A 13,574-nucleotide genomic window follows, 5' to 3' on the forward strand; every position below is an offset into this window, starting at 1 on the left:
GTTCTACTGGGGCGCGGGGATTTATCCCGGTTGGGCTGCGTAGCAGACCCTTTTTTGGGGCCGCTTCGCAGCCCAACGGGGATAAATCCCCTCGCCACAAAAACCATTTCAATCAAAATTTGTATCAGATCGCAGTTGAGCTTAGAAGACGTTGATCGGGTAGTCGATGATCACGCGGTATTCGTCGGTGTCGGTATCAATCGCGCCGTAACCATTGCCGCCACGGTTGGTCGCCCATTGCAGGCGCACCGCGAGGTCTTTGGCCTGGCCACTCTGCACCACGTACTTCAAATCGATATCACGTTCCCAATGCTTGGCATTGCGACCCTCGGCGCTGTACCAGTTCGAGTAACCCTGGCTATCCGGATCAACCTTGGTCAAATCCACCGTCCCGCGCGAGTACGACACCGCTGACGTCAGCCCCGGATAACCCACTCCGGCAAAGTCATAGGCGTACTTGAGCTTCCACGAGCGTTCGTTCGGGCCATTGAAGTCCGAGTACTGCTGCGAGTTGTCCAGATAAACGCTGTCGCCCTGGCTGATGTAGTCGAACGGCGTATTACCGTTGACCCGCTGATACGCCGCCGTGACGCTGTGGCTGCCGATCCCCACGGTGAAATGCAGGCTGTAGGTGTTGTTGTCGATGTCGCCGAGCAGCGCATCGCCGGTGTCTTGCGTGTGATAGAAGTGCAGACCCGGGTTGAGGCTGACCAGATCGTTCAACTGCCAGGTGTAATCCAGGTCGTAGTAGTACTGGTTCCAGATGTCCTTGAGTTCGGACGCGTACAGGCTGCTGGTCAAACCCTCGACACCGCTCCACGCCACGCCAGCCCAGTTCAGGTGCTGGCTTTCGTCGCCCTCGGCCAACGTCCCGTAGGAGGTACCGATGCGTGTGTGACCACTCTGGTTGTACGGCTTGGTGAAACTCGCCTGACCGCCCTCGATCAACCAGCCGTCGAAGCTGTGGTTGCTCAGACTGATACCACGAAACGTCTGCGGCAGCATGCGCGTGTCACCGCCCGCGATCACCGGGTTGGTGAGGAACAGGTCACCGGCCTTCAACTCGGTATCGAACGCACGCATTTTCAACGTACCGCCCGCTGTTGAGAACGAGCCCGGCGCTTTGCCGTTGCCATCGCTGATCGGCAGGATGCTTGAGCCGTCCGTGCCGCCACCGCCGTCGAGTTTCAGGCCGAGCATGGCGTGGGCATCAATGCCGAAACCGACCGTGCCTTCGGTGTAACCCGACTGGAAGATCCCGAGAAAGCCCTGGCCCCACTCAATGTTGTCGTCCGCCTGCTGCATGCGGTTGCGATTCATGTAGTAGTTGCGGGCGTTGAGGTTGAGGCTTGAGCCTTCGATGAAACCTTCTTTCGCAGGCTCGTCGGCGTGAACGGCGGGGGCAATCGTTGCGGCAATTGCAATGAACAACGGAGTGAAGCGGACTGGGTAACGCACGTGCAATGGAGCTCCTTGGGTCAACTGGCGCCTCTGTATTTTGAGGCGCTCGATGTTTCTTGTTGTTACAGACGAACCAAACGGCTTTCAGACCACAACGAAAAAAGGCCGCTGAAAGGCAGCGGCCTGGAATGACGACGGTTGAACGGGAAGAGCCAAACAACCGCGTCGAGGGAAACGGTGCGGTGCGCGACTCAGCTGTCTTTTTCCAGCGATTGAGCCTGGGAAGTTGCAGCCTGAGGGGCCTGCGTGGCGTCTTTGGCCTTGGCCATCATTTCTGCCTGATGCTGGTCATACGCTTGAGCGCGGGCAGAATTCTGCGCCACGAACGCGTGGGATTCTTCAGCCATCGCCATCGGCGACAGGATCAATGAGGACAAAACGAAAGCGCTGGCAATACCCATACTGTTGGACATCTTGAAAACCTTCTCGCTTGGCGAGTGTGCTGTTTGGTGCGGGCAAAGATAAGGTTGCCGAGCGACGGGAAACAGCGCGATTTTCATAAATGACTGTTACAGCAGGAGCAAAAATCACCCCCTCACCCCAGCCCTCTCCTCCAAGGGTCGAGGGGGAAGGGAGCAGATCTCCATGCTCTTCAAAGCCTGAGTTCGACTGGATATTTCAATGCCAGTCAAAAGCCCCTCACCCCAGCCCTCTCCCGGAGGGAGAGGGAGCTGACCGAGGTGTCTGGCGTGTACATCGACCTGAAAGATCGAGTCGATTATGGATTCGGCGAATCAAGATCAGGTCGGTGCACATCTGCAGCATCCCCCAATCAGTCCCCTCTCCCTCTGGGAGAGGGTTAGGGTGAGGGGCTTTTCAGACCGGCAAATAAATCCCGAAAGTATTCATCCCCCGATCACTGCGCACAAACACATCCCCACCATGCATCAGCGCAATCGCCTTGACGATCGCCAGCCCCAACCCATGGTTATTGCCGCTGTTACTGCGCGACGCATCCACCCGATAAAACCGCTCGAACAATCGCGGCAAATGCTCACTGGCAATCGGCGATCCCGGATTGGCCACACCAATACTCACCTGATGTTCTTCAACCTCAATCCGCACCTCAATCACCTGACCCGCCTCGGTATGCTGTACCGCATTACTCAGCAAATTGATCAACGCCCGCCGCAGATGCGCGACTTCAATCTGCACCAGCGCATCGCCGCTGACTCGCACTTCAACCTGCGCATCTTCAAGAATGAAATCCAAATATTCGAGCGTCGTCGCCACTTCATCCGCCAGCGAAGTCGACGTCAGTTTGGTCGCCTTATTACCCTGATCCGCACTGGCCAGAAACAGCATGTCGTTAATGATCGACCGCAGCCGTTCCAGTTCTTCCAGATTGGATTGCAGCACTTCGAAATAATGTTCGGCAGAGCGCCCACGGGTCAGCGCCACTTGGGTCTGGCCGATCAAATTGGTCAGCGGCGAACGCAACTCATGAGCGACGTCAGCGTTGAACGATTCCAGCCGCGAATAGGCCAGTTCGACCCGCTCCAGCGTCGAGTTGAACGAGTCGACAAACTGCTCCAGTTCCGGCGGCAGCGGCGACAAACGCAAGCGCCCAGCCCTCAGCGGCGGCGCCAGTCGCTGTGCTTCGTGGGAGAGTTTGATCAACGGCTTCAAACCAATCCGCGCCACCCAATAACCCAGCGCCGAAGCCATCAACACACCGACAATCGCCAGCCCGATCAACGCGATCAGCAGGTTGTGCTGAGTCTCATGAAACGTATCGGTGTCGATGCCGATCATAAAGCGCAGCGGCGGGCGTTGATCCTTGGCCGGAAACTCGCTCACCAGCACTTTCAGTGGATAAGGCTGCCCCGGCAATTGCAGATCGCGCGTGCCCAAAGGGCCATTGGTGATCTCGCGGATTTGGGGCGTGAGGTTGCCGTATTCGTATTGCGGATCGCCGCTGCTGATCCAGAAACTGATGCGCTTATCTTCTTCGCCGAGCAGCTTGAGTTTGTTGTTGATCTTCACCCAGTGCTCGGGCGTGCCGAAGCGGCCGACCGTGGATTCGAGCACGCTGTAACGCGCATCCAGCTCGGCCTCCGGGAGCAATCCCAAACCTTTATCGACCTGTTGATACAACGCGCCGCCAATCAACAGAAACACCAGCAACGCCACCAGCGTGAACATGCCACTGAGGCGCAGGGCAATCGAATTACTGGACACCACGGCTCTCCAGCACATAACCCATGCCGCGAATGGTGTGCAGCAGTTTCTCGTCGAACGGCCCGTCGAGCTTGGCGCGCAGGCGTTTGATTGCAACTTCGACGACGTTGGCATCGCTGTCAAAATTGATGTCCCAGACCATTTCGGCGATGGCGGTTTTCGAGAGGATTTCACCTTGGCGGCGGGCCAACACGCTCAGCAACGAAAATTCCTTGGCGGTCAGATCCAGTCGCGTACCGGCGCGGGTCGCCTTGCGGCTGATCAAATCTATCCACAGGTCGGCGATGCTTACCTGCACCGGTTCATGGCCGCCACTGCGCCGGGTCAGCGCTTGCAAGCGTGCGACCAGTTCGAGGAAGGAAAACGGTTTGCCGAGGTAATCGTCGGCCCCATCGCGCAGGCCTCGGATGCGATCTTCGACGCGCTCGCGGGCGGTGAGCATGATCACTGGGGTTTGCTTGCGCGCCCGCAATGCGCGCAGCACGCCGAAGCCGTCGAGGCCCGGCAACATGACGTCGAGGACGATCACCGCGTAGTCGCTTTCCAGCGCCAGATGCAGACCCTCGACGCCGTCGCGGGCCAGATCCACGGTGTAACCCTGTTCCGTCAGACCGCGGTGCAGATAGTCCGCGGTTTTTTCCTCGTCTTCGATAATCAGAACGCGCATGACCCTGCCTCAGTCTGTGGTCGCCAACGCCGGCTGGGGCGCAGGTTTGGGTCTATGGAAAAGTCGCTCGAGCCACAAGTATATGACCGGCGTGGTAAACAACGTCAGCATCTGGCTGACCAGCAAACCGCCCACCACCGCGATCCCCAGCGGCTGGCGCAGTTCGGCGCCGGTGCCATAACCGAGCATCAGCGGCAGCGCGCCGAGCAGGGCGGCGAGGGTGGTCATGATGATCGGCCGGAACCGCGTGATACACGCCTCGAAAATTGCATCCTGCGGCGACAAGCCTCGATGGCGCTGCGCCTCCAGCGCGAAGTCGATCATCAGGATGCCGTTCTTCTTGACGATACCGATCAGCAACACCAGACCGATCAAGGCCATGATCGAAAAGTCCTGGCCGCAGATCCACAGCATGATCACCGCGCCCAAACCTGCCGCCGGCAGCGTCGAAATGATCGTCAGCGGGTGTACGAAGCTTTCATAAAGCACGCCGAGAATGATGTACACCGCCACCAGCGCCGCGAGAATCAGCCACGGCTGACTGGCCAGCGAACTCTGGAACGCCTGCGCCGCACCCTGAAAATTGCCGCTGATTGCGGTGGGCATGCCGATCTCGGCTTTGGCCTGATTGAGCAGAATCACCGCATCACCCAAGGCCACGCCGGGCGCGAGGTTGAACGACAGGTTGGCGGCGGGGAACATGCCGTCGTGGGCAATCGACAACGGGCCAATGGTCGGCGCATCGAATTTGGCCAGCGCCGATAGCGGCACCATCTCGCCACTCAGCGGTGAGCGCAGGTAGAAATAGTTGAGGCTTTCGGCCTTGCCGCGCTGCTTGGTGTCCAGTTCCAGAATCACGTTGTACTGGTTGACCTGGGTCTGGAATTCATTGATCTGCCGTTGACCGAAGGCGTCGTACAGCGCCTCGTCGACATCGCTGGCGGTCAGGCCGAAACGCGCGGCGGCGCTGCGGTCGATGCTGATGTGGGTGATGCTGCCGCCCAGTTGCAGATCGTTGGAAATGTCGCGAAACGCCGGGTTGCTGCGCAGTTTTTCCGTGAGGCGTTGCGTCCATGTGGCGAGGGTCGCGCCGTCGTTGCTTTTGAGCACGTATTGATATTGCGCACGGCTTGGGCCGGAGCTGAGGTTAATGTCTTGGCCGGCGCGCAGGTACAGCACGATGCCGGGGACTTTCATCAGTTGCGGGCGGATGCGGTCGATGAACTGGCTGGCGCTGACGTCGCGGTCGCCGCGTTTTTTCAGGGCAATCCAGAAGCGGCCGTTGGCGATGGTCTGGTTACTGCCGGAGACACCCACCGAGTGGGAAAACGCTTGCACGGCCGGATCGGCGGCGACGATTTCGGCCATGGCCAAGTGTTTTTTCACCATGTCGCCGTAGGAAATATCCGCCGCAGCTTCGGTGGTGCCGAGGACGAAACCGGTGTCCTGCACCGGGAAGAAACCTTTCGGGATAAAGATGTAACCGCCGATGGCCAGCGCCAGCGACAAACCGAACACGCCGATCATCAATCTCTGGTGGGCAAGGGCGCGGCGCAGGCCTCGTTCGTACCAGCCGAGCAGGCGTTCGCTGAAACCCGGTTTGTCGTGGGCGTGGTGCACCGGTTTGCGCATGAACAGCGCGGCCAGCGTCGGCGCCAAGGTCAGCGACACCACCACGGAAATCATGATGGTCGAGGTCGCGGTCAGGGCGAATTCCTTGAACAGTCGCCCGACCACACCGCCCATGAACAGCAGCGGAATAAACGCCGCCACCAGCGAGAAACTGATCGAGACCACGGTGAAACCGATTTCGCCGGCGCCCTTGATCGCGGCTTCGCGCATATCGTCGCCGGCCTCAAGGTGTCGGTGGATGTTCTCCACCACCACGATCGCATCGTCGACCACAAACCCCACGGCCACCACGATCGCCACCAGCGTCAGGTTGTTCAGGCTGAAGCCGAGGATGTACATCAAGGCGAAACTGGCGATCAACGAAACGCCAAGCACCGCCGACACGATCAGGGTTGCCGACAGCTGACGCAGGAACAGCGCCATCACCGCGACCACCAGCATGATTGCGATCAATAGGGTGATTTCGACTTCATGCAGCGAGGCGCGAATAGTCTGGGTGCGGTCGATCAGGGTTTTCACCTGCACCGAGGCCGGCAGCATTGCTTCGAGGCCGGGCAGGGCGGCTTGAATGCGGTCAACGGTTTCAACGATGTTGGCGCCGGGTTGGCGCGAGATCACCAGGTTCACCCCGGGTTGATCGCCGGCCCAGGCTTGCACGTAGGCATCTTCCGAACCGTTGACGACTTTGGCGACATCGCGCAGGTGAACCGGGGCGCCATCCTTGTAGGAAACGATGAGTTGGCTGTAGTCCTCGGGGTGGAACAACTGGTCGTTGGTCGACAGCGTCGAGATGCTCGACTCGCCGTACAGCGCACCTTTGGCGAGGTTGAGGCTGGTCTGCTGGATCGCCAGACGAATGTCGGCGAGGGTCAGGCCGATGGCGGCGAGTTTGTCCGCCGATGCTTGCACGCGGATAGCCGGACGTTGCTGACCGGTGATGTTGATTTGGCCTACGCCGTCGATCTGGCTGATCTGACGCGAGAGCAGGGTTTCCACCAGGTCGCTGAGTTCGGTGCCGGGCATTTGTGTCGAGCTGACGCTGAGGATCAGCACCGGGCTGTCGGCCGGGTTGACCTTCTTCCAGGTTGGCAGCGTCGGCATGTCTTTGGGCAGCTTGCCGGCGGCGGTGTTGATCGCCGCTTGGACTTCTTGCGCAGCGGTGTCGATGCTTTTATCGAGGGTGAATTGCAGGGTCAGCAGGCTTGAGCCCAGCGCACTGCTTGAGGTCATCTGAGTCATGCCGGGGATGGCACTGAATTGCACCTCCAGCGGCGTGGCCACGGACGAGGCCATGGTGTCGGGGCTGGCGCCGGGCAACTGCGCGGAAACCTGAATCGTAGGAAATTCCGCTTCCGGCAGTGGGGCGATTGGCAAGCGCGGGAAGGCAATCAAACCGACCAGCACCAGAGCGATGGTCAGCAGGATTGTGGCGACCGGGTGATCGATGCACCACGTGGAGACGCCTTTGTGCGCCTTCATGGTTTCGGCTCCGCTTGCACCACCTGCGCCGGCTCGGTCATGACTTGCACGGTCGAGCCGGGCTTGAGCCGCGACTGGCCGTCGGTGACCAGCACATCACCGGCCTTCACGCCTTTGATGATGTCCTGGCCGCTGCCCTGATAAACCATCTGCACTTGCACGGCTTCGACCTTGTCGCCATTCACGCGGTAAACGAAGTGTTGGTCGAGACCACGTTGTACGACAGTGGGTGGGACGACCAGCGCATCTTTGTCGAGGGCTGTCTGAATTTTTACCGTGACCAGCAGACCGGGCCAGAGCTTCTGACTGGCGTTGTCGAACTCGGCCTTGGCGCGGATGGTGCCGGTGTTGGCGTTGATCTGGTTGTCGATCAGGGTCAGGTGACCTTCGCCGAGCAGATTGCCGGTTTCGCCATCGGTGTCGGCGCCGATGTAGGCCTTGACCTGGGCGCGCTGTGGATCGTTGATCAGGCCTTGCAGGGTCGGCAGCATTTGCTGGGGCAGGGAGAACTCGACGGCGATCGGGTCGATCTGGGTGACGGTGAACAGGCCGGCGGTGTCGGTCATGCGCAGGAAGTTGCCTTCATCGACTGTACGAATACCGACGCGGCCGGTGACCGGGGAGCGGATCTGCGTGTAGGAAAGTTGTACTTGTGCGGAATCGATGGAGGCCTGGTTGCCTTGGGCGGTGGCCTTCAATTGGTTGACCAGGGCTTGTTGTTGGTCGTAGGTCTGTTTCGAGATGCCGTCGTCGACGGTGAGCAGTTTGTAGCGTTTGAGGTTGACCAGGGCGACTTGCAGTTGTGCCTGGCTTTCGCCCAGTTGAGCGCGGGCCTGGTCGAGGCTGGCGCGGATGGAGCGGTCGTCGATGGTGGCCAGCAGGTCGCCTGTTTTGACGAGTTGGCCTTCTTTGACGAGGATTTTGGTGAGGATGCCGTCGATTTGTGGGCGCACGACCACGCTGTGTAATGAGAGTACGGAGCCGATGCCGCTGGTGTAGCGGGGGACGTCTTTTTCGCTGACCGCTATAACTCGCACGGGGATTGCTGTGGGGGTGGCGAGTTTGGTCGGGGCGGGTTTCAGGGCGTACCACAGACCTGCGCCTGCGAGGACGATCAATAGGGTGGCGAGCAGGGCTTTGTTCTTTTGGATTCGCATGCGGGTCGGGCGCCAAGGGTATGGAGTTTGGGCAGGTTGGGTAGTTATAAACTTGTTTGGGGGTCAGGAGGGTGACGGCTGGCTGACAGCGCTGTCAGTTTCGCTGGGTGCATATCCGTTGCTGCGGGTGTTGCTGATTACGGTTCCGCCCTTACGGCGGGTCACTTTTTCCAGACGCCGAAAAAGTAACCAAAAAGGCTTGCTCCTACGTGCGGCCCGCTCGCTGGGGCTCGGGGTTCCTTCGCTCCAGGATCGATCCGGGCGCAGCGCCTACGGTTTGCTTCGCTGCACCTCCTCTCGCTGTGTTTGGCTGCGCCAAACGGTCGCTGCGCTCCCACCCCGGATCAATCCCTCCGCTCAGCCTTCCGACGTCGCCCGTGGATCAAGATCAAGAGCAGGCGAGCTGACACTCGGCCTATTGAGTGGTGAAGAGCGGGGCGTGGCTGGCTTTTGATTTGTGTTGTTGCTGCCCCTCATCGGAACGCCGCCCGCCCAGCCCTCTCCCGAGGGAGAGGGGGCCGATTTTTGGGCTTTTCAGAATGTGTGTTCGACTCGGTATCCCACGTCGGCGCATCTCTCCCAGTCCACGCAATCAGTCCCCTCTCCCTCCGGGAGAGGGCTAGGGTGAGGGGCTCTTGATTTAGATTTTCAAGCTCAAGCTCAACTCGGTATTTCAAGTCGGCGTATCTCGCCCAAACACCGCGATCAGTCCCCTCTCCCTCCGGGAGAGGGCTAGGGTGAGGGTTTGCTTTTTGGCTGTTTAATTTTGTGTAGTTACACCGGAACCTTCCCACAAGGTTTTCAGGTTGTGCGTCGGACGCGCGCTCTCTAGTCTTGGCTTGTCGCCGAAAACTCGGCGATCGGGTGTGAGAACCCGGGCTAAGTATTATTCCACCTGCAGTATCGTCATAATTGCCGCCAGTTCATTGCTGCCTGCATTTCTATGGCGGCTGTGTGCGGGCGAACTTCGGTTCGGCCGGAAGTGGTGGTTCTTACCCGGTTTCTCACCCTGCACATAGCTGCCACCCAATACGTCGCGTGAGAAACGGCAATTGGTTGGCTCCGATCAGTGAGAACCGATTCCATGACTAAGCCCGTACCCGATCCCCCCTTCGAAACAACAACCCCCCTCGAAGACGCCATCCGCGCCGACGACCAGATCAAAAACCGCGAAGCCATCAAACGCGCCCTCGATTTCTACCTCAGCCCCGACCCGATAAAACCGCGCCTGCCGAGCACGATGTTCCTCGTCCACCCGAACATCGACACTGAAAGCCTGCTCGCTCACGCCTGCGAATCCCTGGCATCGGCCAACGTGATGGCCGGCGATTTCGCCGATCAGCTCAGCCGTCCGCAAGGCAGCACGGCGTTGGCCATTCAGCAGATCGTCATGCTTGCCGAATTGGCGGTAAACCGGGCACTGGATCGGGTTGATCCGCAAATGTAACTCGTCCTGATACCGCGTCATCGTTCTTCGCGAGCAAGCTCGCTCCCACCTTGAAAGGCGTCCGACCTGTGGGAGCGAGCCTGCTCGCGAAGACGTCGGATCGGGCAACACATCTCTACCGGTCAGCGTTGTTAAGCAGTCCCAAAAAGGGACCGATCAGTCCCAAAAAGGGACTGACTGCTCTGCAAGCCGTTCGGCGCGCACTGCAAATCTTCAGGTGCCGAGCCATGGCGCACAGGTATACTGCGCGCCTTCGCGGCTCACTGTTCGGGCCCGACTTTTTGCTTTCCGGAGCTTTCATGACTTCCCCGACCCAACCGCCGGTTGACGACGCTACCAGCGATGTCCCGGCCGATCTGACTGACGTCAGCGAAACCAAGCCTGCGATCCCGGCGTTCAAGTTCCCGTTCAAGCCCGGTGAATTGGCGGCTGGCAAGGATTCGAATCAGCCGTGGTACAAGAACGGCGCCAAGAACGGCCACACCAAAACCCCGGGCATGGCCCCGCCGGGTACGCGTCGGTCGATGGGTAAGCGCTGATTCAGATTTGCTTGATCGGGCGGGCCTCTTCGCGAGCAAGCTCGGCTCCTACAGGTTTTGTGTCGTACACAAATTGTATGAACACCCTACAACCCCGTAGGAGCAAGGCTTGCCCGCGAAGAGGCCATTAGCCTCAGCACAACTCTCGAATCAAGCCGCCCGCAACGAAATAAACGCATACGTCTGCGCTGGCTCTGTCACCACCTGAGCCCCGGCCGCCAGCACTTGCCCGGCAATGTCCTCCCCGGACACATGAAACAACCATTCACTCTGCGCCGTGTTCAGCGGTTGCTCGATCACTTGATCAATCACCGACGCAAACGCGTCCATATTGGGCAGATACGCGGTAAAGCCGTCGCCCTTCAACGCCGTGGTACGAATCCCCAACGTCGCGCAAATGGCATCCTTGAGCCGAATGTCATCGCGATCCGCCTGGCGTGAGCGCTGAATCAATTCGACCAGTTCCTGATCCACCAACTCACCGCCCACAATCAACGCCGGCCCTTGTTCCCAAGACTCTGGCGGGCAATCTTTGGCGGCGGGATTGAGCGGGATATGCGGGTTGATTTCCGCGGGATAAATGCGGCACACCAACGGTCGGCGCTCGTAGATGCGGCAGAGCTTGTCTTCGTCAAGATTCCGGCAAGGCCCGACGTTGTACGCGGCGAAGGTGATTGCCACGTGCGCAGCGGTCGCGCCGCTGCGTACCACCGCCGAGCGACGTTCGGCGTGCTCGCGTTGCTGCGTTGGTAAGCCGAGTCCGTTGCCGAGAAAGGCCTCGACCAACACGATCACTTGACCACCGTCCGCCGCCCACATGCGGGCTTCGGCCAAGGTCAGGGGGACGTGGTGGTCGGTGCAGCATTTGCCGCAGCCTACGCAAGAAAACGTTGTATTCATTGAACGGCCAGTCGCAATTCAGGGCATTAAACGGTGACGGAAAACCACCGCGCTGACCTGAATCGAAGCAAGTTGTGCGCCACTCACTGGGTTTTGGCGGGCGGGCGGATCGAGTCCCACTCGGTGACGAACGCGGTTTTCGACTGTTTGTTGTAGAGGCACAGCTCGGTGCCTTGCTGGCCTTTCATGTGTTTTTGCGGGTAGGTGCCTTGCAGCAGCACGGCGGTGTAGCCGACGCGGTCATCGAATTGCGCGGGGCTGCCCACGGGTTTTGGGGTTTTGAGACCGCTGGCTTTGGTGCAACTGGCGAGGACGGTTTTATCGTAGGCGGCCCAGGCGTCGGGGCTAGAGGCTTGGGCCTGGGAGGCTAGGGCGGTGAGGCAGAGGAGGCTGAGGGTGAGGGCTTTCATGATTGGGCGTCCTTGGTGTGGGTGGCCAAGGTTGGAGTCTGACTCTGCAGTTTTGTTGCTCAGGTCATCGTCAAAAGATCGCAGCCTTTGGCAGCTCCTACAGGGGATCGCGAACATCTGTAGGAGCTGCCGAAGGCTGCGATCTTTTGACTTTACAGGTCCGGCACCAATTCCCGGCGGACTACATACATCCCGGCACTTTCATACAAGCGCTGCGCCCGCCGGTTGTCTTCCAGCACCTTCAAATCAACAAACCCTTCGCGCCGTTGCTGAAACACCTTGAACGCATTCAGCAGCAACGCCCGGCCCAATCCTCGACCCTGCGCCCGAGGATGCACCACCAGATTTTTGATGTAGGCACTCGTCCAGCACTGCGCCACACCGACAACCCCTTCGCCATCGCAGGCAATAAAGCACAAGGTCGGGTCGTATTCCGGATCGCGCTCAAAGCGTTGCTGCCATTCATCGAGCATCGGCACCCGGCCACCACCCTCGCGGTAACCGAGTTGCATCAGGTGATGCACCGCTGGCGCCAGTTCTGCGCGGTAAACGGAAATCTCGATGCCTGACGGCCATTGCACAGCCGGCACGACTTCAGCCAAGTCGCGCCGCATCAGAAAACAATACGTCTCGCTCAACACTCAATGCCCGTGCGCAGCGACGTGCTTGGCCGCTTCGATCAAACGCTGGGTCAGTTCCGGCGAGGAGAATTTGGTCAACACCGCATTCGCTCCGGCCAGCCGCGCTTTTTCGCTGTTCATTGCGCTGTCGAGGGAGGTGTGCAACAGCACGTAGAGGTGGGCGAAGTCCGGGGTCTCGCGCAGGGTGCGGGTGAAGGCGTAGCCGTCCATTTCGGACATTTCGATGTCGGAGACGATCAGGTTGATCTGCTGCGCTGTGCCTTGCAGGTCGAGCAGGCAGTCGATGGCTTCCTTGGCGCTGCGCGCGGTGTGGCATTGCAGGCCGAGGTTACGCAGGGTGTGCACCGATTGTTGCAGCGCGACCTGGCTGTCGTCGACCACCAGAATCCGTGCGTTACCGAGGACTTCGGCGTCTTCCATGGTCAGGTCGGTCGGCGCCATTTCGATCTGCGCCGGGGCGATGCTGTGGATGACTTTTTCGATGTCGAGCACCTGCACCAACGTGCCGTCCACCGAGGTCACGCCGGTGATGTAAGCGCGCGGGCCGCCGGAGCCGAACGGTGGGGGTTTGATGTCGGTGGTCAGACAGTGGACGATTTTGCTCACGGCTTGCACGTGCAGGCCCTGCTTGGAACGGCTGACGTCGGTGACAATCAGGCAGCCGCCGTCCGGGTCTTCCAGCGGTCGTTCGCCGATCGCGCGGCTGAGGTCGATCACTGAGAGCGAATTACCGCGCAGGGTGGCGATGCCTTTGACGTGCGGATGTGATTCCGGGAGTTTGGTCAGCGGCGGGCAGGGAATGATTTCACTGACTTTCAGCAGGTTGATCGCCATCAGCTTGCCGCTGCGCAAGGTAAACAGCAGAAGCGAAAGTGAATCTGCGCGGGCTTTGGTGGAAGACATATAAACCTTCTGTGGAAAAAGGTGGTGGGCGAGGGTGGGGATCGCCAGGAACTATTGATGCCGGGTTATCGGCGTTAAGGGGTGGGGCTTTAGGTCAGTTGTCGGGTTGGGGTTGGATTCAGAGCCGGATCCAGCGCCCCTCACCCCAGCCCTCTCC

Annotated in this window: 12 protein-coding genes; 2 read left to right on the plus strand and 10 right to left on the minus strand. The window is 59.7% G+C overall.

Annotation, left to right across the window (positions count from 1 at the left end):
- Nucleotides 1-141: 141 nt before the first annotated feature.
- The 6 genes from QMX93_RS07765 to QMX93_RS07790 all read right to left on the minus strand — a co-directional run bounded on the left by QMX93_RS07765 (nt 142) and on the right by QMX93_RS07790 (nt 8,577).
- On the minus strand, nt 142-1,458 hold the full coding sequence (locus QMX93_RS07765; RefSeq protein WP_282354282.1) for an OprD family porin: 1,317 nt from the start codon (nt 1,456-1,458) through the stop codon (nt 142-144).
- A gap of 194 nt (nt 1,459-1,652) precedes the next feature.
- Entirely contained in the window at nt 1,653-1,874 is a 222-nt protein-coding gene (locus QMX93_RS07770; protein WP_053123621.1) for a hypothetical protein, read from the minus strand.
- Between the two features lie 403 nt (nt 1,875-2,277).
- Complete coding sequence (locus tag QMX93_RS07775; RefSeq protein WP_282354285.1) at nt 2,278-3,642, minus strand: heavy metal sensor histidine kinase; 1,365 nt, start codon at nt 3,640-3,642, stop codon at nt 2,278-2,280.
- On the minus strand, nt 3,632-4,309 hold the full coding sequence (locus QMX93_RS07780; RefSeq protein WP_003228008.1) for a heavy metal response regulator transcription factor: 678 nt from the start codon (nt 4,307-4,309) through the stop codon (nt 3,632-3,634). The genes QMX93_RS07775 and QMX93_RS07780 overlap by 11 nt, the downstream gene beginning before the upstream one ends.
- A gap of 9 nt (nt 4,310-4,318) precedes the next feature.
- Nucleotides 4,319-7,420 carry a multidrug efflux RND transporter permease subunit gene (locus QMX93_RS07785; protein WP_282354287.1) on the minus strand — a complete coding sequence of 1,034 codons (3,102 nt, stop codon included), beginning with the start codon at nt 7,418-7,420 and terminating at the stop codon, nt 4,319-4,321.
- The gene (locus QMX93_RS07790; protein ID WP_212545547.1) at nt 7,417-8,577 is read right to left on the minus strand and encodes an efflux RND transporter periplasmic adaptor subunit; all 1,161 of its coding nucleotides are present in this window, start codon (nt 8,575-8,577) and stop codon (nt 7,417-7,419) included. The genes QMX93_RS07785 and QMX93_RS07790 overlap by 4 nt, the downstream gene beginning before the upstream one ends.
- Nucleotides 8,578-9,661: 1,084 nt before the next feature.
- On the opposite strand from QMX93_RS07790, the gene QMX93_RS07795 reads away from it, so the two are divergent.
- Nucleotides 9,662-10,024, plus strand: a complete 363-nt coding sequence (locus tag QMX93_RS07795; RefSeq protein ID WP_282354293.1) for a DUF6124 family protein — start codon at nt 9,662-9,664, stop codon at nt 10,022-10,024.
- Between the two features lie 299 nt (nt 10,025-10,323).
- Nucleotides 10,324-10,563, plus strand: coding sequence for a hypothetical protein (locus tag QMX93_RS07800; protein WP_282354296.1), 240 nt, complete (start codon nt 10,324-10,326; stop codon nt 10,561-10,563).
- 150 nt (nt 10,564-10,713) lie between these two features.
- Here the strand turns inward: QMX93_RS07800 and QMX93_RS07805 are convergent, their stop codons facing one another.
- The 4 genes from QMX93_RS07805 to QMX93_RS07820 all read right to left on the minus strand — a co-directional run bounded on the left by QMX93_RS07805 (nt 10,714) and on the right by QMX93_RS07820 (nt 13,417).
- Nucleotides 10,714-11,463: a YkgJ family cysteine cluster protein gene (locus QMX93_RS07805; RefSeq protein WP_282354298.1), complete on the minus strand. Its 750-nt coding sequence runs from the start codon at nt 11,461-11,463 to the stop codon at nt 10,714-10,716.
- Between the two features lie 83 nt (nt 11,464-11,546).
- Nucleotides 11,547-11,873: a hypothetical protein gene (locus QMX93_RS07810; RefSeq protein WP_282354300.1), complete on the minus strand. Its 327-nt coding sequence runs from the start codon at nt 11,871-11,873 to the stop codon at nt 11,547-11,549.
- 152 nt (nt 11,874-12,025) lie between these two features.
- Nucleotides 12,026-12,487, minus strand: a complete 462-nt coding sequence (locus tag QMX93_RS07815; protein ID WP_282354302.1) for a GNAT family N-acetyltransferase — start codon at nt 12,485-12,487, stop codon at nt 12,026-12,028.
- A gap of 27 nt (nt 12,488-12,514) precedes the next feature.
- Nucleotides 12,515-13,417: a chemotaxis protein gene (locus QMX93_RS07820; RefSeq protein WP_053123596.1), complete on the minus strand. Its 903-nt coding sequence runs from the start codon at nt 13,415-13,417 to the stop codon at nt 12,515-12,517.
- Nucleotides 13,418-13,574 lie beyond the last annotated feature (157 nt).

The organism is Pseudomonas sp. PS01303, from assembly GCF_029959385.1.
In the GTDB taxonomy this organism is placed as follows: Bacteria; Pseudomonadota; Gammaproteobacteria; order Pseudomonadales; family Pseudomonadaceae; genus Aquipseudomonas; species Aquipseudomonas rustica.